Genomic DNA, 20,816 nt, shown 5'->3' with positions numbered 1-20,816 from the left:
GCATAGCCGGAGTTATTACGCAGGTCTAACATGCATTAACGTTAAGGCTAACGTTAGTGATTGAGCGGTTCTCGAAAACCCAGGAGAGGGGACACACACATGGCGTACCCGGCTTTCACCAAAGCGCGGTCCATCGTCGGCGCCACCGCGCTGCTGTTTTCATTGTCCGCGGCGGTGTCGACCGCCTTGGCGGCGGAGTCCGGCAAAACGATCACGGAATGGGACCAGCAGACCAACAAGACGTCGAGCAAGGTGTTGCGCGACGCGGCCGACCGCTTCGAGCAGCAGAACCCGGGCTACAAGGTCGAGGACTCGCATGTCCTGAACGAGGCGTACAAGACCAAGCTGAAGGTGGCCTTCGGCGCGGGCGACCCGCCCTGCGTGTTCGAGTCCTGGGGCGGCGGCCCGCTGCACGAATACGTGAAGGCCGGCCAGATCGTCGACCTGACGCCTTTTTTGCAGAAAGACCCTTCGTATAAGGATCGCTTCCTGCCCACCTCGTGGCACGCGGTCACGTTCGACAACAAGATTTACGGCGTGGCGGCGGAAAACGCCTCGGCGGCCGTGATCTTCTACAACAAGGACATCTTCAGGCAGTACAACCTGAGCCCGCCGCAAACATGGGACCAGCTCATGCACGTGGTGCAGGTGCTGAACGCGCACGGCGTCGCGCCGTTCGCGCTCAGCAACAAGAACAAGTGGACCGGTTCGATGTACTACATGTATCTCGTCGATCGCATCGGCGGCCCCGAGGTGTTCCGCAAGGCCGTCGAGCGCGCGCCCGGCGGCAGCTTCGCCGACCCCGCGTTCGTCGAAGCGGGCAAGTACATCCAGGACCTCGTGAAGGCGGGCGCGTTCGCGCAGGGCTATAACGGGCTCGACTACGACGTTGGCGCGTCGCGCCGCCTGCTGTACTCGGGCAAGGCCGCGATGGAACTGATGGGCGGCTGGGAAGCGTCGACGATCCAGAACGAGAACCCCGCTTTCGCGAGCAAGCTCGACTTCTTCCCGTTCCCGAGCGTGCCGGGCGGCAAGGGCGACCCGCGCGACGTGATCGGCACCGTGGGCGACGGCTTCATGAGCATCTCGACCGAGTGCAAGGACCCGGCCGCGGCGTTCAAGCTGATCCAGACGATGACCGACGACGCCTCGATGCGCGGCCGCGTGCTCGACAAGAAGATTCCGCCGGTGAAGAACGTCATGATCACCGACCCGTTCCTCAAGCGCTTGCAGGAGCTGATCGCCTCCGCGCCGAACGTGCAGCTCTGGTACGACCAGGAACTGCCGCCGAAGCTCGGCGAGCTGCACAAGGACACGTCGCAGGCGTTGTTCGGCCTCTCGCTCACGCCTGAGGCCGCCGCGCAGCAAATGGAAGCCGCCGCGCAGTCGGCGGGCAGCTAACTCATCGTCCGAAGAGGAGTTTGGCGCGCGTCGAGCGACGCGCGCCGGACCATACGATCCGTGAACATCGCCATTTCCGCCGCGCCTGCCGAGCGAACGCGTATCTCGTCGCAATGGCTGGTCATTACGGTCTTTCTCGCGCCGGCTGTCGTGCTGCTGGCGATCTTTCTGCTGTATCCGCTGCTTTCCAGCCTGAAGCTCTCGCTAGTCGACTGGACTGGGCTTGGCACGCACTCGCGCTTCGTGGGCCTCGCCAACTGGGCGCAGCTTGCGCGCGACACGGTGTTCTGGCATTCGCTCTGGAACAACGTGCTGCTCGCGCTCGCCTCGATCGTGTTCGAGCTGCCGATCGCGCTCGCGCTTGCCGTGTTGCTGGAGAAGGCCGGGCGCGGCTCGCGCCTGTTGAAGATCCTGTATTTCCTGCCTCTGCTGATGTCGAGCGTGGCGATCGGCGTGCTGTTCAAGAACGTCTACGATCCGAACTTCGGACCCCTGAACGTGGCATTGCATGCCGTCGGGCTCGACTCGCTCGCGCAGGACTGGCTGGGCGACACGCGCTTCTCGCTGGCTTCGACGATCGCGGTGATCTGCTGGCAGAACGTGCCGTTCTACATGATCCTGTTTCTCGCGGGCCTTTCGTCGATGTCGGCGGAAATCCGCGAGGCGGCGCTGCTCGACGGCGCGTCCGAATGGACGATCTTCTGGCGCATCAAGCTCCCGCATCTGCAAGACGCGATCCGCACGGCGGTGCTGCTTTCGGTGCTCGGCTCGCTGCGCTATTTCGACCTGATCTACGTGATGACGGGAGGCGGCCCCGAGGGCTCGTCGGAACTGATGGCGACGTATATGTACCGTACCGTGTTCAGTTCGTTCCAGTTGGGTTATGGCAGCACGATCGGCTCCGCGATGTTCCTCATCGTCTCGCTGGTCGCCGCTATCGCGTTGCGCTTCACGCGTCGTTACGAAACGGAAGTCTGAGCATGTCGAGCGCCACCTTTCGCCCCCGCTTGCCGCGCCTTCTGCGCGTTCCACGCATGCGTATCGGCGTGCCGCTGCTCGCGCTGATCTGGCTGGCCGTGACCACGCTGCCGTTCCTGTTCGTCGTGGTGACGAGCCTGAAAACGCAGGAGGAAACCTTCTCCGCGCCGGTATGGGCGTTGCCGGTACATGTGTATTTCGGCAACTACCTCGACGTGCTGCGCGGCCCGTTCTTCACGTATTTCGGCAACAGCGTGTTTATCGTCGGCATCTCGGTCCTGCTGATCGTCGTGCTGAGCGCCATGGCCGCGTACGTCTTCGCGCGCATGCGCTTTCGATTGAACCGGCTGCTGTTCGGTCTCGTGATTGCGGGCATGATCGTGCCGCTGCACGCCACGCTCGTGCCGATCTATCTGCTCACGCGCAACCTCGGGCTTTACGACACGCAGTTCGCGTTGCTCGGGCCGTATGTGGCGCTGAGCCTGCCGATCTCGATCTTCATCCTGACCGGGTTCATGCGCCAGATTCCGCGCGAGCTGGAGGAGGCGGCGCAACTGGACGGGTGCGGGCCGTTCAGGATTTTCTGGCGCATTTTCTTTCCGCTCTCCACGCCGGGGCTCGCAACGGTCGCGATCTACAACGGCATTGCGCTGTGGAACGAGTTCATCTTCGCGTACATGCTCACCTCCACGCCCGCGCATCGCACGCTGCCGCTTGCCGTGTGGGACTTCCAGGGGCAGTACTCGTCGAACATTCCGGCGATGCTGGCGGTCGTGACGATGACGTCGCTGCCGCTCATCGTCGCCTATGCATTCGGCCAGGAACGCCTGATCAAGGGCATGATGGCCGGCTCGCTGAAGGGCTGACCCAGTTTAACCGCGGACACGATACGAGCTATGGCAAGCATTACTCTGAGCAAAGTACAGAAGGCGTACAGCAGCAACGCGCCGGTGATTCGCGACGCGCACCTCGAAGTGGGTGACAGCGAGTTCTGCGTATTTCTCGGGCCTTCGGGATGCGGCAAGTCCACCTTGCTGCGCATGGTCGCGGGACTCGAAAGCATCACGGCGGGCGAGTTGCGTATCGACGGCCAGTTGATGAACGACGTGCCGCCCGCGCAGCGCCGCGTGGCGATGGTGTTTCAGAACTATGCGCTGTATCCGCATATGAGCGTGTACGAGAACATGGCGTTCGGCCTGCGCCAGGCGAAGATCGACCGGGCGACGATCGACAGCAAGGTGCGCCGCACGGCGGCCGCGCTACAACTCGACGGCTTGCTCGAGCGGCGGCCCGCCGCGTTGTCGGGCGGGCAGCGGCAGCGCGTGGCGATTGGCCGCGCGATCGTGCGCGAGCCCGGCGTGTTCCTGTTCGACGAGCCGCTTTCCAATCTCGACGCCTCGCTGCGTGTGCAAACCCGCATCGAGATCGCGCGGCTGCATCGCGAGTTTCGCCGCGCGAGCGCGATTTACGTCACGCACGACCAGATCGAGGCGATGGCGCTCGCGGACAAGATCGTGCTGCTGCACGCAGGCGCTGAGATGGAAAAGCACGGCAGCATCGCGCAGATCGGCGCGCCGCTCGACTTGTATCACCGCCCGAAAAGCCGCTTCGTGGCCGGCTTCATCGGCTCGCCGAAGATGAACTTTCTGCCTGCCATTGTCTTTGCGATCGACGCGCATGGCGTGGAGGTCGAATTGACCACGGGCGAGCGCGTGCGCGCGCAGGTGAACGGGGCCGGGCTGCGCGTGGGCTCGCAGGTGACGCTTGGCATCCGGCCGGAGCATCTCGGCCTGCCCATGAACCGGCCCGGTGCGCAGACGATCCGCTGCGCGGTGCGCCTTGTCGAGCGTATGGGCGAGCACAGCTATGTGCATCTCGAAGGCGGCAGCCGCGAGGGCGGCGCGATCGTCGCAAAGTTGCCCGGCGACGGCGGCGTGGCGCGCGACGACCGCATCGAACTGACGCTCGCGCCCGAAGCTTGCCACGTGTTCGACGAAGGCGACTTCGCAGTGCCGCGTCTGCATTAGCCGGTATCGCTTCGCGCGCGTTGCGTCGGCGTTCGGTCAATAAGAAGGATGACGAAATTTTATAAGCAGTATGAAATTCGTATAACAGGGCCCATACAGGAGTTACCGATGTTGCTTCGCCAAAGTGAAGGTCCGCTTTACCGCAATCCCGCGGCGTCCGTGCAGGCGCGCGTTGCCGATCTGATGGCGCGCATGACGCTGGACGAAAAAATCGCGCAGCTTCACGCCGCGTGGCTCAAACTCTCGGCCGATGGCGAACACAAGGCGCGCAGCATCGACTTCGCGCGCAGCGCCAATGAAATCACCGTCGACGAGATCCTGCGCCACGGCCTCGGGCAGATCACGCGCCCGCTCGGCACGCACACGGTGGACCCGAAAGAAGGCGTGCGCGCGCTCAACGCGTTGCAGCGCAAGATGGTCGAAGACACGCGCCTGGGCATTCCGGTGATGTCGCACGAGGAATGCCTCGTGGGCCTCATGATCAAGGACGCCACGCTGTTCCCGTCGCCGCTCAACTATGGGGCCACCTGGAATGCGGATCTGGTGGGCGAGGTCGGGCGCATCATCGGCGAGCAGGCGCGCTCGATCGGTTGCCATCAAGGGCTCGCGCCGGTGCTCGATGTGTCGCGCGACCCGCGCTGGGGCCGCACCGAGGAAACGCTCGGCGAGGACCCGTATCTGGTTGGCGTGCTCGCGTGTCATTACGTGCGGGGTCTGCAAGGCGAGCGGCGCGACGTGCTCGCGACGCTCAAGCATTTCGTCGGCCACTCTGCGAGCGAAGGCGGCCGCAATCATGCGCCCGTGCACGTCGGCCCGCGCGAACTCAACGACGTGTTCATGCTGCCGTTCGAGATGGCGGTGAAGCTGGCGAACGCGGGGTCGGTCATGCCCGCGTATCACGACATCGACGGCGTGCCCTGCCACGGCAACCGCGCGCTGCTCCATGACACGCTGCGCGAGAAGTGGGGTTTCGACGGACTCGTCGTCGCCGACTATGCGGGTGTGGATCTGTTGTTCAGCCATCACGCGGTGGCGCGCGACAGCGCATCGGCAGCGGCGCTCGCGTTCAATTCGGGGCTCGACGTCGAATTGCCGGGGCACGAATGCGCGGTGCACCTGAAAGAGGCGCTGGCGCGCGCAGAGATTGCCGAATCGACGATCGACGCGGCCGTGGCGCGCGTGCTTGGCATGAAATTCCGCCTCGGCCTGTTCGACAATCCGTATGTCGATCCCGAGCGTGTGGACGTGAAGGGCGTGGCGGCGAGCGATACCGCGTACCGGGTCGCGCTCGAATCGGCGGTGCTGCTGCGCAACGAAGGCGGCGTGCTGCCTTTGAACGAGAACGGCGCGGAGAAAATCGCCGTGATCGGCCCGACCGCCGATGATCCGCTTGCGCTGCTCGCGGGCTACAGCTTCCCCGTGCATTTGATCAACAGCGGCGAGCCGTCCACCGCGACAATGCTCACGCCCTTGCGTGCGCTGCACGCGCGGCTCGGTCACGAGCGTGTGCTGCATGCCAAAGGTTGCGACATCATCAAGGAGCGGCGCGCGGGCGCGCCGGTGTTCCCCGGCGATGTATCGCTGGAGACGAGCGGCAACACGTGTCGCGACGAACTGATCAGCAAGGATACCGAAGGAATTGCAGGCGCGGTCGAGGCGGCGCGGCAGGCGGGCGTGGCGATCGTGTTCGTGGGCGATCTCGCGGGCCTGTTTCAGTCCGGCACGGTGGGCGAGGGCTCGGACACCGACAGCCTCGATCTGCCGGGCGTGCAGCAGGCGCTGCTTGCGGCCGTGGTGGAAAGCGGCACGCCCACGGTGGTCGTGATGACGGGCGGCCGCCCGTACAACCTGGGCGGTCTCGAAGAACGCATCGCCGCGCAGATCATGGCGTTCGCGCCCGGCGAGCGCGGCGCCGAGGCACTGGCCGATCTGCTCACGGGCCGCGCCAATTTCAGCGGCCGTTTGCCGCTTTCCGTGCCGAAGAGCGCCGGGGCCGTGCCGTATGTCTACAACCATCGGCTCAAGAGCGCCGGCACGCCCGTTGCCTATCACTTCGGTTGCCGTTATCCGTTCGGCTTTGGCCTCGGCTACACGCGGTTTCGCTACAGCGAACTGGCGCTCGCGCGGCGCGCAGTGCCGATAGAAAACGGCACGATTGAACTGAGCTTCACGCTCGAAAACATTGGCCCGCGCGAAGGCACCGAGGTCGTGCAGGTTTATGTGCGCGATCAGCTTGCGTCGTCGGCGCGGCCCGTGCGCGAACTGAAGGCGTTTGCCCGCGTGCCGCTCGCGGCGGGCGCGTCGGCGCGAGTGCGCGTGACACTGCCCGTCGACATGCTCAATTTCACCGATGGACGCGGCGAACGCATTGTCGAACCGGGCGACTTCGATCTGATGGTAGGCAGTTCGAGCCGCGACATTCATCTGACCGGCACGGTGTCGGTCGAGGGCAATGCGCTGCGAACGCTTCCGCGCGACTGGCGCATGGTGAGCGAGGTGCGCGTTGAGGCGTGAGCGGCGGCAGGGGGAAGGGCGGGCGCCGTGAGCGAGGCACGATGGGCGGCGCCTGTGTGGGGATTGAATCGTAATAGGTGGAAGATCAGATGTCGTATGCAATCTATCCGAGTCTCTCGGACAAAACGATCGTCGTGACCGGCGGCGGCAGCGGTATCGGCGCTGCGATCGTCGAGGCGTTCGCGCAGCAGGGCGCGCGCGTGTTCTTTCTCGACGTGGCCGAGCACGACTCGCTCGCGTTGCAGGAATCGCTACGTCATGCGAAATATCCGCCGGTCTTCCGGCGCTGCGATCTGTGCAATGTCGATGAGATCGAAAGCACGTTCGCCGCGATCGTCGATGCCGTGGGGCCGGTCGACGTGCTCGTGAACAACGCCGGCAACGACGACCGCCACGAAGTCGGCGCGCTTGGCGCGAGCTATTGGGACGCCCGCATCGCCGTGAACCTGCGGCATCAGTTCTTCTGCGCGCAGGCGGTGGCGCGCGGCATGCGCGAGGCGGGGCGCGGCGTGATCCTGAACTTCGGCTCAGTGTCGTGGCACGTCGCGCTGCCGAATCTCGCGCTCTATTTGACGGCGAAAGCCGGTATCGAGGGGCTCACGCGCGGCCTGGCGCGCGATCTGGGCGGCGAAGGTATCCGCGTGAACTGCATCATTCCGGGCGCCGTGAAAACGGCGCGGCAGATGAACATGTGGCAAACGCCCGAAAGCGAAGCTCGGGTCGTGGCGAGTCAATGTCTGCAACAGCGCATCGAGCCCGGGCACGTCGCGCGCATGGCGCTCTTTCTCGCATCCGACGATGCCTCGCGCTGCTCGGGCCGCGACTATTACGTCGACGCGGGCACGTACGGGGAATGAGCATGCCGACACCCTCATGCATCTGGCCAGTGGGCGCCGAGCTTGGCGAGGGGCCGCTCTGGCAGGCCGCGGAAAACGCGCTCTATTTCGTCGATATCAAGGGGCGCCGCATTCATCGCCTCGCGGCGCAGACCGGCGAGCACCGGTCATGGCAGGCGCCTGACCAACCCGGCTTCCTTGCGCCGCTTGGCGGGCAGGCTTTCGTGTGCGGCCTGCCCGACGGCCTGTATCGCTTCGATGCCGCGAGCGGTCAATTTGGCAAGCTGATGGACATCGAAGCGCATCTGCCCGGCAACCGGCTCAACGACGGTTTCGTCGATGCGCGCGGCCGCCTGTGGTTCGGCTCGATGGACGACGCGGAGCAGGCGTCGAGCGGCACGCTGTATCGCGTGGATGAAAACGGCGCGCTGAGCACGCAGGACAGCGACTACGTGATCACCAACGGACCGGCCATGAGCCCGGACGGCCGCACGCTCTATCACAACGACACGGTGCGCCGCGTGGTGTACGCATTCGATGTGGCCGAGGATGGCACGCTCTCGCGCAAGCGCGTGTTCGCCGCGATTGCGGGCGAGGGCCACCCGGACGGCCTGGCCGTGGACGCCGACGGCTTCGTGTGGATCGCGCTGTTCGGCGGCTGGCGCATCGAGCGCTACTCGCCCGAGGGCGAGCACGTGGCCGAGGTGCGCTTTCCGTGCGCGAACATCACGAAGCTCGCGTTCGGCGGCGACGATCTGCGCACGGTGTATGTGACGACGGCGTGGAAGGGGCTCGATGCCGTCGAGCGGCAACAGCAGCCGCAGGCGGGCGGTCTGTTCACGTTCCGCTCGCCGGTGGCCGGGCAGGTTCAGGCACGCTGCAAGGTCGCGCTATGACGCCGCGCCGCCCGCGAGGCGCACGAAACGTTGCTCGACCACTGGCGTGCCCCACTGGTCGCCTTCGCACTCCTCGGCGAGCCGGAAGCCGAACGATTCATACAGGTGGCGCGCGGCGTCGAGGCCCTTGAACGTCCAGAGGTAGGTCTGCGCGTAGTGCGCGTCGACGAAGCGCATCGCGCTTTCCATCAACTGCCGGCCGATGCCGCTGCCGCGTAACGCGTCGTCGACGATGAACCAGCGCAGGTGCGCGCTGGCCGTGGCGTCGCCGCCGTGCCCGTCGATGGCGAGCGACGCCAGCGTGCGCTCGCGTTCCACGGCGAGCCACAGTGCCCGGCCTTCGGCCGGCAGATCGTTGGCGAACGCGGCGAGTTCGGTCGCGACCTTCTTCTCGAAGTACGCGCCGAAGCCCCAGTTCGCGGCGTAGAAGCGCGCGTGCAGGCTCGCGACGTCGCCGATGCAGCCGGGGCGGTAGCCTTCCACGATCTGCACGCCCGCACTTTGCGCGGCGGTGCTGGCCACATTCGGGTTGTCGTGCGCCAGGGCGTCGGCGTAAAGCGCGAGCGCGCGCACGAGGGTCTGCTGATCGGCGGGAACGAGCCGGCGCAGCGCGCCGGAAACCTGGTCGGTCGCGAAGCGGTCGATTTTCGTGCGCAGCTTCTGGCCCGCCGCGCTCAGGTGAAGCTCGGTGGAGCGCGCATCGTCGGCGGCCTTGCGCTTGACGAGGCCGGCCGCTTCGAGTCGCGCGACCTGGCGGCTCGTGTTCGACTTGTCGAGCCGCAGGATCTCGCCGAGCGCCTTGGCGTTGATGCCGGGGCGCGCGCCGATCTCGATGATGGCGTGCACGGCGGAGGGCGCGAGATCGCTGTCGGCGAGCGTCGTGCGCATGAAGCCGAGTTCGCGCACGAGCCGCCGCGAGAATTCGCGCAGCTCGAGGATGGTCGTTTCGCGCGGTTGCGCCGGCATTTCCACGAAATCCATGGCCGTCTCCATGCGGTGTGGTGCAGTTTGGTTGCGTGTCGCAACCAATATAGGCGGCGCGGCGCCATTGTGCAAGGCCCCGGCGACGGCCGCGACGAGCGTCCTGCGAGACAGCCACCAGGGACAAACCGCCCCGAGACAAAGAAAGCGAAAAAAGGGCGGGCAACGCCACCTGCGTTCGCCCGCCCGTATTGAAGTGCGCTTTTGCCGCCGCGCGCTGTTCAGTCGATCGCCTTGTTGCCGGTTTCCTCGAACATCGAAACGGCGATGAGCGAAATCAGCACGCAGCCAATCATGTACCACGCGGGCGCCATCTTGTTGCCCGTTACCTGAATGAGCCACCCGGCCACGAGTTGCGCCGTGCCGCCGAACACGGAAACCGCGATCGCATACGCGCTCGACATGTAGCCCGCACGCAGATGCTTCGGAAAATTCTCCGGCATCAGCGCATAAGCCGGTGCGGAGCCCATCGTGTAGCAGAGCATCAGCACGATCAGCGCGGCGAGCACGACCGGCAGCGAAGGAAAGTGCGTCATGATCCAGAACGCCGGATACAGCAGCACGACGAGCGCGATGCGGCCGATCACCGTGAGCGGCTTGCGGCGGCCCATGCGGTCGGACCACGCGCCGTAGATCGGGCACATCACGAGCGAGATGGTGCTCGACGCCACGCCCGCGAGCATCGACATCTTGGGTGGCAGTCCCAGGTATTGAATACAGTAGGTCGGCATGTAGTACATCATCACGTACGTCGACACCGACATGCCCATGATCGCGAATATCGTGAGAAACCAGTTGCGCGCGTAGAGGCCGCGCTTCGGGTCGTCGCGATCGGCCACGGCGCGCTGCGCGGGCGGCTCCTCGCGAATGTGCCTGCGCAGGTAGATGCCGACCGGCGCGATCAGCGTGCCGAGCAGGAAGGGAATGCGCCAGCCCCAGCTATGCATGGTCTCGGTGGAGAGCAGAAAGCCGAGGCTTGCGGCGAGGCCCGAGCCCAGCAGCGCCGCCGCGCCCTGGCTCGCAAGCTGCCAGCTCGCGCGAAAGCCGCGGCTTGCCTGGCCGCCCATTTCGAGCAGCGTGGCCGTGGCCGCGCCGAACTCGCCGCCCTGCGCGAAGCCCTGCACGAGGCGCGCCACGACGATCAGAACCGGCGCGGCCATGCCGATTTGCGCGTAGGTCGGCGCAAGTCCGATGGAGGCGGAGCCGAGCGCCATCAGCAGGATGGTGAGCGTGAGCGTGAGCGCGGGCTTGCGGCCCGCGCGGTCCGCATAGCGGCCGAGCACGATGCCGCCGAGCGGGCGCATCACGAAGCCCACGGCGAACACCGCGAAGGCGAGCAGCAGCGAGGTGACGGGGCTGTCGGCGGGAAAGAACTGATGGCCGATCGTGAGCGCGAAGTAGCTGTAGACGGTGAAGTCGAAGAACTCCAGCAGGTTGCCGATCACCGCCGCGACGATGATCTTGCGCTCCTGGACGGGCGCGGCTTGTGTCTCTTCAACCGTGTCCAGACGGGTTTCGGTCGCGAGATTCATGTACGGTCCCGGGCGAGAAAGCGTTCGACGAGGCGCGTCCAGAACGCGGCGCCAATGGTCAGATTCTCGTCGTTGAAGTCGTAGCGCGCGTTGTGCAGCATGGGCTTGCCTTCGCCATTGCCAAGGCGTACGAAACATCCCGGAATCTTTTGCAGGTAGTACGCGAAGTCCTCGCTGCCCGCAATGGGCGGGAACGGCGCGATCACATGCTCCGGCCCGACCAGCTCCTCGGCGACCTGGCGCGCGAACGCGGTTTCGGCTTCGCTGTTGATGAGCACGGGATAGCCGCGAATGTAGTCGATCTCCACCGTCGCGCCGTAGCTTTGCGCCTGGGACTCGGCCAGCGCGCGAATGCGCGCTTCGAGCGTTGCGCGCACGTCGGGCGAGAACGAGCGCACGCTCATTTCGAGCACGGCGTCTTCGGGAATCACGTTCGGCGCGTGGCCCGAGCGGAATGCGCCCACGGTCACGACCGCGGCTTCGTTCGGGTCGACGTTGCGCGACACCACCGACTGCAACGCCATCACGATGCTGCTGCCCACCAGCACCGGGTCGACGGCCAGGTGCGGGCGCGCCGCGTGGCCGCCCTTGCCGTGAATGCGCAGCTTGACGGTGTCGCACGCGGCCATGAGCGGCCCGGCGCGAAAGCCGAAGGTGCCGGTGGGCACGCCCGGATGATTGTGCAGGCCGAAGATGGCCTCGCAGGGAAAGCGCTCGAACAGGCCGTCGGCGATCATGCGCACGGCGCCGCTGTCCGAGCCGGCTTCTTCGGCGGGCTGAAAGATCAGGTGCACGGTGCCGTCGAAGTGGCGCGTTTTCGCGAGCTGGCGCGCGGCGCCGAGCAGCACGGTGGTATGGCCGTCGTGGCCGCACGCGTGCATCTTGCCCTCGTGAACGCTCGCGTAGTCGAGGCCGGTCAGTTCCTGGATCGGCAGGGCGTCCATGTCCGCGCGCACGCCCACGGTGCGTGCGCCCGTGCCCACCTTCAGGGACGCCACGACGCCGTGGCCACCCACGTTGCGCGTGACGGCGTAGCCCCAGGCTTCGAGCTTGTCCGCGACGAAGCGCGAGGTGTCGGCCTCCTCGTAGGACAGCTCGGGGTGCTTGTGAAGGTGGTGGCGGATCTCGTCGAGTTCGGATCGGGCTTCGGCCAGGTCGGCGACTTCGCAGTAGCAACGCTCGCTCACGGGGGGCTCCTTTTGTTGGAATAGGGAGTGAGAGACAAGTGGCGAGTATTGCACCGACGAAAAACGCGACCCATGACGGAAAAGCATCGAAAGTGTTGACCTGAAGTCAACGTTCGATTGTCGCGGCGCAGCAGGGGTGGCGCAGGAATCAGTCCGCCCTGACCTTGACGTAGCGGCCCGGCGCCGGTTCGATCGGCCGGAAGGTGCGGTTGCCGGGGTTCGCGCGCGCCTTCACCCTGCCGCCGGAGTGCGGTTGCAGCCACGCATTCCAGTCGTTCCACCACGTGCCCGAGGCCTTGTGCGCGTTAGCGAGCCAGGCTTCGGCGTCGTTGCTGCCGGTGCCATCGGCGCTGCCGTTGCCGCCGTTGTCGTCGACCCAGTAGCAACGCCGGTTCTTGGTGGCCGGATTGATGACGCCGGCAATGTGCCCGCTTGCGCCGAGCACGAAACGCACGTCCCCGCCAAGCAGGCGCGTGCTGCACCACGCGGACTTCCACGGCACGATGTGATCCTCCTGGGTCGCGAGCACGTAGGCCGGCATGTCGACGCGGCCGAGGTCCACCGGCGTGCCGCACATGGTGAGCTTGCCGGGCACGCGCAGGTTGTTCTCCAGGTACATGTTGCGCAGGTACCAGGTGTACATCGGTCCCGGCAGGTTGGTGCTGTCCGCGTTCCAGTAGAGCAGGTCGAACGCGGCGGGATTTTTGCCCTTCAAATAGTTGTTGATGACATACGGCCAGATCAGATCGTTGGCGCGCAACATCTGGAACACGAAGCCGAGTTCGCGCCCCGGATAAATGCCGCTGTGCCCGATCGCCAGGTCACGCTGCAACACGGTTTGCTCGTCGATGAATACGCCGAGATCGCCAGGATCGGTGAAGTCGAGCATGGTCGTGAGCAACGTAAGGCTCGCGACCTTGTCTTCTTCGCGCGCGCGGATGACCGCGAGCGCCGACGACAGGATCGTGCCGCCGACGCACCATCCCACCGTGTTGACCTTGTCCGCGCCGCTGATGGCAAGCGCGATGTCGATGGCCTTCATGACGCCGGATTCCAGATACTGGTCCCACGTCGTCTGCGCCATTTCCGCGTCGGGGTTGCGCCATGAAATCATGAACACGGTTTGGCCCTGCTCGACCGCGAACCGCACAAACGAGTTTTCCGGCTGAAGGTCGAGAATGTAGAACTTGTTGATGCAGGGCGGCACGATCAGCAAAGGGCGTTTTGCGACATGCGTGGTCAAGGGCGCGTACTGGATCAACTGAAAGAGGTCGTTCTCGAAGACGACCGCGCCCGGCGAGGCGGCGACGTTGCGGCCCACTTCGAAGGCGGACTCGTCGGTGATCGTGATGGTACCGCGACTCAGGTCTCCGAACAGATTGGTCATGCCCGTGCGAAGACTTTCGCCGTTTGATTCGATCGCCGCCTGAATGACCTCGGGATTGGTCGTGAGGTAGTTTGTCGGGCTGGCCGCATCGATGAACTGGCGCATGAAAAAGCGCAGTCTGTGCTTGTCGCTTTCGCTGTATCCCGTCGCCCCGACCATGTCTTCGAGCAAGCCGGCGTTGGCCAGGTAGCTTTGCCTGAGCATGCTGTACCAACCGTTGCTGGACCATTCCTGCGCGAGAAAGCGCGGGTCCCGGCTCGCGGGCTGGGCGTTTTCATCGGTCGAAGCACCGGGTAAGCGGGTCCACATTGCCCACTGGCGCTGCCAGTAGCGGCTGCCGGCCTCATGCAATATGGCCGGTGCCACGGCGGTGGCTTTGGGAATGCCCGCCAACGCGTTGAGAAAGTCTTGCGCCGAGCGGGAAACGCCATGGGCGACCTCGTCTGGAATATTGAAGTGGTTGCGCATGGTCACTCCCGTTCGGCGGTCGCGAGGTCGCGCGCCTGAGGGGCTTCGGCAGTGCGATCCGCGCGCGAAGTCGGCATGACGAGCGCGTCGCCGTCGATCACCACTTTGCCGCGCACCGTGCAAACGGTGTCCAGCACGACCCGGCGCTTCGCGGGAATCAGTTCGCGCACCGTGACGGTTGCTTGCACCGTATCGCCGGGTCTGACCGGCGCCTTGAAACGCAGATTCTGGCCGAGATAGATCGTGCCGGGACCGGGCAGGCGGCCGGCGATGGCCGCCGAGATGATGCTGGCGCTGAGCATGCCGTGCGCAATGCGTCCCTTGAAGGGCGTGGTGCGGGAAAATTCCTCATCGATATGGACCGCGTTGTTGTCTCCTGACGCGCCGGCGAACAATACGATATCGGCATCGGTAATGGTTTTTGCAAAGCTCGCACTCATGCCCGGCGTCAAATCTTCAAAATCGTATCCTGCGAGTAAATTCATAAGTCATCCAAAATAATAACGAGGGAATTTGATGGTGCCGTGAGTGCGTGGCGCGCGATCCGCCTCGTGTGGAGCGGGGCGGGGAATGCCGTCGCGCCCGGAGGTTCGCGGCGTGATTATTCACACGAAATATCGTCGGCGCAGGTCTGTGCCTTTCAATCGCACAATACGGCAAACCGGCAATCGGCATTTAGGATTGGGCGCCATAGTTTTCTTATCTCACGCCTTCGCCTGCCCGGAGATTCACAGCCACAGAAGGCGCGCCAGCGTGTAGATTAGTTTTTTGTTGCGACCCGCCAATGTGTCGTGGAACGGGGCGCCTTGAGGGTAGCCCTGACGGAGCACAGGAGCCAGCATGAACACGAAGCACAGCAAGAAGATGCATATCGAAGCAGCCGCGTCGCACCACGAGCACGCCGCGCAGCATCACCGTGAGGCATCGCGGCATTTCGAGGAGGGTCGAGACTTTGGCCACGCCGCGCATCAGGCGTTGATGGCCCACGGCCACACCTTGCATGCGATCGATCAGGCGCACGAGGCGGGTGCGCACGGCAGTAATACGCAACCCGCTGCGCCACCGGTAGCGTCATCGACAGGCTCGGGCGTAAGCGGCGCGGAAGTGGCCAAATACCATGCAGCGGCCGTGGAGCTTCACATGCAGGCAGCGCAGCATATGCGCCATGCCGTCAAGATATTCGATCAGGATCGGAGCGCGGTTTCCCACGACGCGCAACTGGCGCTCTCACTTGCGTTGCGCGCCCTGTCGCATGGCAACGACGCGGCCCGGCTGTTTGTGAAGCTCGCGGCCAGCGGCGCGTCGTGAGCGAAGGTAGCCGGGATTCAGGCGAATCGCAGCGGGTGTCGCGCGGACAGGCGGCAGCAGGTGCGCCTGTCCGCGGATTTGACATGCATGGCGCGAGGTCGGGCTCGACTCAGGCCCGGCGCTCCAGCAAGTCCGTCGCGAACGACTTCGCGTGCGCTACGGCCGCTTGAGCGTCGGGGAATACGCCGAGTTCGTCCCAGTGCTCTTCGACTGCATACGTTCCTTTTACGGCCAGCGCTCGCTGAACGCGTAATTGCGCTGCATATCTGCCGTCATCCAGTGCGCGGGCCGTTGCAATGACCCTGTGCGGAGGCTGCGATCTTTCGGGCTGAACCAGTTCGACAGGACCGTCGGGCGCACCGATATTCTTCAATTCGTTCCGGGTATTGCAGTCCGGGCAGTAGAAGCACCACCCGTTGTCTTCGTGACTGGATCTGACCTGCCCGCGAGCCAGGACGGCGCGGCATTCAACGTTTTCGCAGATGAACGGCATAACAGTCTCCGAAGTGGTTTGAAAGAAAGCCTAGCATGTCCGCAGGCCGCCAACCATTGGCATTGTTGCCGTGCGCGACGCTATGGAAAACCCTCATGCGCGAGCCGGCGCGGCAGCGCTTTTTTTCAAACATCTTGAGCTGTGGTCAAATTCCAGGCTTTGATAGCAGCCTTTCGCCGGTCTGGATCTGTGGATGCAAGGCCAGGGAAGGCGAGGTAAGGCGAGGCAAGGCCACGAAAGGAGTCGTGCAGTGCGGGAAAAGGGCGAGCGTGAAGGCGGGGCGGCAGGCGCGATCGACGATATCGGCGAGCGGCCGCTGCGCTATCTGGCCGAGATCGCCGCGGCGGGCGGCGTGCGCATGGCGGGCGAAGCGCTGGGCATCAACGCCTCGGTCATCAGCCGCCAGGTGGCGGCGCTGGAGCGGCGGCTGCGCTTTCCCTTGATCGAGCGGCGCGGGCGCAACGTGGTCGTGACCGAGATCGGCCAGGTGCTCGTGGACCACTACCGCGACGGCCAGCGGCGCCAGCGCGACCTGGCCGCGCGCCTGGAGGAGTACCGGCACCTGCGGCGCGGGCGGGTGGCGCTCGGCGTGGGGGAAGGTTTCATCGGCAACCTGATCGCGCGGGCGCTTCAGCGTTTCTCGATGACATACCCCGACATTCTCGTGGAGATCCGCTCGGGGCCCACGCCCGCCGTGCTCTCGCTCGTGCGCGACGACGTGGTCGACATCGGCCTGTGCACGCGCACCGCCAACGACCCCGCCATGCGCATTCACCCCTTCGCGGCGCGGCCGCTTTGCGCGCTCGTCGCGCCGTCGCACCGCTTCGCGAAACTGCAAAAGGTGCCGCCCGCCGAACTCGTGAGCGAGCGTCTGATCTTCATGACCGAAGCGTTCGGCGTGCAGCACTTCGTGCAGTCGCTGTTCGACGACGCGCGCTTGAACGTGATTCCCGCCTATCGCGTGGATCTCTTCAATACGGCGCAAACGCTCGCGGCCGCCGGGCTAGGGGTGGCCTTCATGTCGTCGATCACGGCGCGGCGCGGCATCGACCTGGGCGAACTGGTGGCCGTGCCGATCGATCATCCGATCGCGGCGGGCTTTTCAAGCCAGATGGTCACGCGCGTGGGCCGCAGGCTTTCGCCCGCCGCCGATCACCTGAGGAAGCAGCTCGCGCAGAGTTTTCTGGAAGCGACCACGCAGTAGCCAGGCCGCGGCCGTCTATCGTTGCGCGCGCAGCGAACTCGGTGCTTGCCGCGTGTTTTCGCTGTTATTCGAGCGTCGCTGGCGTGTCGCCGATCCTGAGCACCGCGTCGCGTTTGGCGAGCAGGTGCTGACGCAAGATCGCCGCGAGCCGCTTGCCGTCGCGCGCGTCGAGCGCTTCCAGCATGTGCGCGTGGTCGTCGATCGCGCGGTCCCATTTGGGCGTTTCGAAGTTCGAGCGAAAGCGCAGCGCCTGCAAGCGCCGGTTCACGGCGATATAGGTTTGCCGCAGCGCCGAATTGCGCGCCGCTTCGTTGATCTTGTCGTGAATGGCCTGGTTGCGGCTGTAGTAGCCGGCCAGATCGTTTTGCGCCCGGCAGGCGAGCATGGCGTAGTGCAGCGCCTTGATCTCGGCGATCTCGGCCGCGGTGATGCGCTCGCAGGCCAGCTCGCCGGAAAACGCCTCGAGCCCGCTCATGAGCTCGAAGGTCTCGCGCAGCTCCGCCTCGGACATCTTCGAAACCGAGGCGCCGCGATTGGGCGAAATATCGATCAACCCTTCGGACGCGAGCACCTTCAGCGCCTCGCGCAAGGGCGTGCGCGAAATGCCCAGGGTTTCGCACAGCTCGCGTTCATTGAGCTTGCGGCCCGGTTCGAGCACGCCTTCCACGATGAACCGCCGCAGATGGTCGACGACGGTGTCGTGGAGTTGCTGGCGCGCAATGGGCGGCAGCTCCTGGCTGCTTGCCGGGCTGACGACGGAGGGGTTCAGGTTCGGGTTTTGCATGCAAAAGGCATTCCATCGATTTCCAGCGAATTCTAGCTTAAGGACACGGCCCCAAAGAGGCCTGAAACGATTGGGGTAAACCACGCCGGAATTCACCTTTAGCGTCAAGGCTGGTTGGATTATAGTTTTTTGCATGCAAAATTCAAAACAGGAGCGTTTGCATGCTGAAGCTCGATTTCCATCCCGCCGGTCGCCACTTCTTGCAGATCCCCGGGCCGAGCCCGGTGCCCGATCGCATCCTGCGGGCGATGAGCTATCCCACCATCGACCATCGCGGCCCCGAGTTCGGCGTGCTCGGGCTCAAGGTGCTGGAGGGCATCAAGAAGGTCTTCAAGACGCAGCAACCCGTGGTGATCTACCCCGCATCGGGCACCGGCGCTTGGGAAGCCGCGCTCACCAACACGCTGAGTCCGGGCGACACGGTGCTGATGTTTGAAACGGGTCATTTTGCGACGTTATGGAAGCAGATGGCCGAACGCCTTGGCCTGAAGCCCGAATTTCTCGGCTTGCCCGGCATTGAAGGCTGGCGGCGCGGCGTGCAGGCCGACATGATCGAAAAGCGCCTGCGTGAAGATAGCCAGCACGCGATCAAGGCCGTTTGCGTCGTCCACAACGAAACCTCCACCGGCGTGACCTCGGACATCGCAGCGGTGCGCCGCGCGATCGACGCCGCCGGGCATCCGGCGCTGCTGCTGGTGGACACCATCTCCGGTCTCGCGAGCGCGGACTACCGGCACGACGAGTGGGGCGTGGACGTGACCGTCTCCGGTTCGCAGAAGGGCCTCATGCTGCCGCCGGGCATCAGCTTCAACGCGGTTTCGGCGAAGGCGCTCGCCGCGAGCGAGCATGCCAAGCTGCCGCGCAGCTTCTGGGGCTGGGCCGAGATCGTCGAGATGAACAAGAGCGGGTACTGGCCGTACACGCCCAACACGAACCTGCTTTACGGCCTTTCCGAAGCGCTCGACATGTTGCAGGACGAAGGGCTCGACAACGTATTCGCACGGCATCAGCGCCTCGCCGAGGCGTGCCGCCGCGCGGTGCGTGCGTGGGGTCTCGAGATCCAGTGCGCCGATCCCGCTGTCTATAGCCCGGTGCTCACGGGCGTGATGATGCCCGAGGGCGTGGATGCGGACGCGGTGCGCAAGATCATCTACGAGCGCTTCGACCTTTCGCTCGGCACGGGCCTCGGCAAGGTGAAGGGGCGCATGTTCCGCATCGGGCATCTGGGCGACTGCAACGACCTCACGCTGCTGGCGGCATTGGCCGGTTGCGAGATGGGCCTGCGCATTGCGGGCGTGCCCTTGAAGGACAGCGGCTTGCCCGCCGCCATGGAATATCTCGCGGCGCAGCCCAACGTGGTGTCGCTCAAAGCTGCCTGAAACAGGGGCTTTTTTGTACATGCCGCGCGCGGGGCGCGGCATGAGGGGCCGTTCGCGGCCCGGGTTTCCAGGTTGTTTCAGGGTGTACCCATGCCGGACGCCACTTCGAGAAGGGCGACGCGGCCGATAAAACCAGCAACGGAGACAGACGATGAAACGGTATCGATTGACGAGCGCGAGCAGCATCGTGCTGATCATGCTCTGCATCATGTACTTCATCACCTACCTCGACCGTGTGAACGTGAGTACGGCGGCGGCGGGCTTCGGCAAGGAGTTCCATCTTTCGCATACCGAGGTGGGGCTGGTGTTCTCGGCTTTTGCGTACCCGTATCTCGTGTTTCAGATCATCGGCGGCTGGGTGAGCGACCGTTTCGGCGCGCGCCGCACGCTGCTTTTCTGCGGCGCGCTGTGGGGCGTGGCCACGGTGCTCACCGGCATGGCGGGGGGGCTCGCCACGCTGCTCGCCGCGCGCCTGCTGCTCGGTTTCGGTGAGGGCGCAACGTTTCCCGCTTCGACTTCGGCCATGTCGCGCTGGGTCGCCAAAGAGCGGCGCGGCTTCGCGCAGGGCGTGACGCACTCGGCCTCGCGCATCGGCAATGCGGTGGCGCCCGCCGTGGTGGTGCTGGTGATGGCGCGTTATGGCTGGCGGCAGTCGTTCTATGTGTGCGGGGCGCTCAGCCTGCTGTGGGTCGTGGCGTGGGCATTCACGTTCACCGAGCATCCCAAGGATCATCCGCGCATTACCGAGGCCGAACTCGCCATCTTGCCGCCGCCCAAGCCGCGCGCAACCGGCCTGCCGTGGATGGCGCTTTTCAGGCGCATGATTCCGGTGACGATCGTCTACTTCTGCTACGGCTGGACGCTGTGGCTCTTTCTGAGCTGGATTCCGCAATACTTCCTGCACAACTACCACCTGCAATTGAGCAAGTCCGCGATCTTCGCCTCGGTGGTGTTTCTCGCGGGCGTGGTGGGCGACACGCTCGGCGGCCTCGTGACCGACTGGCTCCTCAAGCGCACGGGCAACCTCAGGCGTGCGCGTAGCTGGATGGTTTCCGTGTGCATGCTCATCACGCTGATCGTGCTCTTGCCGCTCATGTTCGTGCACGATCCCGTCATTTCGATGGCGTGCCTCGCGGCGGGCTTCTTCTTCGCCGAAATGACGATCGGCCCGATGTGGGCGATTCCCATGGATATCGCGCCCGAGTTCTCGGGCACGGCGAGCGGCATGATGAACACGGGCTCGGCGCTCGCGGCGATCATCTCGCCGGTGGTGGGCGGCTTTCTGATCGACCGCTTCGGCAACTGGGACCTGCCGTTCGTGGGCAGCATGGTGCTGATGGGGTGCGGCGTGATTCTCGCGTTCCGCATGCAGCCCGAAAGCCGCTTCGATCTGGGCCAGCAGGCCGAAGAACCCACGGGTTCCCGTCAGGGAGCGTGAACG

At 65.0% G+C, this 20,816-nt stretch carries 18 protein-coding genes; 11 read left to right on the top strand and 7 right to left on the bottom strand.

Features of this window, described 5'->3' with window-relative positions; all coding sequences use genetic code 11:
- Positions 1-99: 99 nt before the first annotated feature.
- From C7401_RS26900 to C7401_RS26870, 7 genes are all read left to right on the top strand, one after another.
- Positions 100-1,401 (top strand): extracellular solute-binding protein, encoded by a 1,302-nt coding sequence (locus tag C7401_RS26900; RefSeq protein WP_112174470.1) that lies wholly within the window; start codon positions 100-102, stop codon positions 1,399-1,401.
- A 60-nt stretch (positions 1,402-1,461) separates the two neighbouring features.
- A complete protein-coding gene (locus tag C7401_RS26895) occupies positions 1,462-2,379 on the top strand; it encodes a carbohydrate ABC transporter permease (protein WP_181565697.1) in 918 nt (305 codons plus the stop codon).
- Positions 2,380-2,381: 2 nt separating this feature from the next.
- A complete protein-coding gene (locus C7401_RS26890) occupies positions 2,382-3,245 on the top strand; it encodes a carbohydrate ABC transporter permease (RefSeq protein ID WP_258397253.1) in 864 nt (287 codons plus the stop codon).
- A 30-nt stretch (positions 3,246-3,275) separates the two neighbouring features.
- A complete protein-coding gene (locus C7401_RS26885) occupies positions 3,276-4,406 on the top strand; it encodes an ABC transporter ATP-binding protein (protein WP_112174469.1) in 1,131 nt (376 codons plus the stop codon).
- Between the two features lie 108 nt (positions 4,407-4,514).
- Entirely contained in the window at positions 4,515-6,920 is a 2,406-nt protein-coding gene (locus C7401_RS26880; protein WP_112174468.1) for a glycoside hydrolase family 3 N-terminal domain-containing protein, read from the top strand.
- Between the two features lie 89 nt (positions 6,921-7,009).
- Entirely contained in the window at positions 7,010-7,777 is a 768-nt protein-coding gene (gene xylB / locus C7401_RS26875; RefSeq protein ID WP_112174536.1) for a D-xylose 1-dehydrogenase, read from the top strand.
- Entirely contained in the window at positions 7,774-8,652 is an 879-nt protein-coding gene (locus C7401_RS26870) for an SMP-30/gluconolactonase/LRE family protein (protein WP_112174467.1), read from the top strand. The genes xylB and C7401_RS26870 overlap by 4 nt, the downstream gene beginning before the upstream one ends.
- Here the strand turns inward: C7401_RS26870 and C7401_RS26865 are convergent.
- The 5 genes from C7401_RS26865 to C7401_RS26845 all read right to left on the bottom strand — a co-directional run bounded on the left by C7401_RS26865 (position 8,647) and on the right by C7401_RS26845 (position 14,692).
- On the bottom strand, positions 8,647-9,633 hold the full coding sequence (locus C7401_RS26865; RefSeq protein ID WP_112174466.1) for a bifunctional helix-turn-helix transcriptional regulator/GNAT family N-acetyltransferase: 987 nt from the start codon (positions 9,631-9,633) through the stop codon (positions 8,647-8,649). The two genes, C7401_RS26870 and C7401_RS26865, sit on opposite strands and share 6 nt — an antisense overlap.
- A 221-nt stretch (positions 9,634-9,854) precedes the next feature.
- A complete protein-coding gene (locus tag C7401_RS26860) occupies positions 9,855-11,165 on the bottom strand; it encodes an MFS transporter (protein WP_112174465.1) in 1,311 nt (436 codons plus the stop codon).
- Complete coding sequence (locus C7401_RS26855) at positions 11,162-12,352, bottom strand: M20 aminoacylase family protein (RefSeq protein WP_258397252.1); 1,191 nt, start codon at positions 12,350-12,352, stop codon at positions 11,162-11,164. Before C7401_RS26855 ends, C7401_RS26860 begins: the two co-directional genes overlap by 4 nt.
- A gap of 148 nt (positions 12,353-12,500) precedes the next feature.
- Positions 12,501-14,207: a PHA/PHB synthase family protein gene (locus C7401_RS26850; protein ID WP_112174463.1), complete on the bottom strand. Its 1,707-nt coding sequence runs from the start codon at positions 14,205-14,207 to the stop codon at positions 12,501-12,503.
- 2 nt (positions 14,208-14,209) lie between these two features.
- On the bottom strand, positions 14,210-14,692 hold the full coding sequence (locus C7401_RS26845) for a MaoC family dehydratase (RefSeq protein WP_112174462.1): 483 nt from the start codon (positions 14,690-14,692) through the stop codon (positions 14,210-14,212).
- A gap of 355 nt (positions 14,693-15,047) precedes the next feature.
- Here C7401_RS26845 and C7401_RS45095 point away from each other — a divergent pair, with 355 nt between their 5' ends.
- Positions 15,048-15,515 carry a hypothetical protein gene (locus C7401_RS45095; protein ID WP_181565696.1) on the top strand — a complete coding sequence of 156 codons (468 nt, stop codon included), beginning with the start codon at positions 15,048-15,050 and terminating at the stop codon, positions 15,513-15,515.
- 109 nt (positions 15,516-15,624) lie between these two features.
- Here the strand turns inward: C7401_RS45095 and C7401_RS26835 are convergent, their stop codons facing one another.
- Positions 15,625-16,008, bottom strand: coding sequence for a hypothetical protein (locus C7401_RS26835; RefSeq protein WP_112174460.1), 384 nt, complete (start codon positions 16,006-16,008; stop codon positions 15,625-15,627).
- Positions 16,009-16,258: 250 nt separating this feature from the next.
- On the opposite strand from C7401_RS26835, the gene C7401_RS26830 reads away from it, so the two are divergent.
- On the top strand, positions 16,259-17,212 hold the full coding sequence (locus C7401_RS26830) for a LysR family transcriptional regulator (protein ID WP_258397251.1): 954 nt from the start codon (positions 16,259-16,261) through the stop codon (positions 17,210-17,212).
- Positions 17,213-17,276: 64 nt separating this feature from the next.
- On the opposite strand, the gene C7401_RS26825 is transcribed toward C7401_RS26830, so the two are convergent.
- The gene (locus C7401_RS26825; RefSeq protein ID WP_112174458.1) at positions 17,277-17,996 is read right to left on the bottom strand and encodes a GntR family transcriptional regulator; all 720 of its coding nucleotides are present in this window, start codon (positions 17,994-17,996) and stop codon (positions 17,277-17,279) included.
- A 161-nt stretch (positions 17,997-18,157) separates the two neighbouring features.
- Here C7401_RS26825 and C7401_RS26820 point away from each other — a divergent pair, with 161 nt between their 5' ends.
- Both C7401_RS26820 and C7401_RS26815 read left to right on the top strand, forming a co-directional pair.
- Positions 18,158-19,375 carry a pyridoxal-phosphate-dependent aminotransferase family protein gene (locus C7401_RS26820; protein ID WP_112174457.1) on the top strand — a complete coding sequence of 406 codons (1,218 nt, stop codon included), beginning with the start codon at positions 18,158-18,160 and terminating at the stop codon, positions 19,373-19,375.
- A gap of 151 nt (positions 19,376-19,526) precedes the next feature.
- Positions 19,527-20,813 carry an MFS transporter gene (locus C7401_RS26815; RefSeq protein ID WP_112174456.1) on the top strand — a complete coding sequence of 429 codons (1,287 nt, stop codon included), beginning with the start codon at positions 19,527-19,529 and terminating at the stop codon, positions 20,811-20,813.
- The last annotated feature ends 3 nt before the right edge of the window (positions 20,814-20,816 follow it).

Origin of the sequence: Paraburkholderia unamae, from assembly GCF_003268775.1 — a bacterium.
Taxonomy (GTDB): Bacteria; Pseudomonadota; Gammaproteobacteria; order Burkholderiales; family Burkholderiaceae; genus Paraburkholderia; species Paraburkholderia unamae.
Note: the sequence above shows the minus strand (reverse complement) of the source record. Positions and strands in the feature narration are given on the sequence as shown.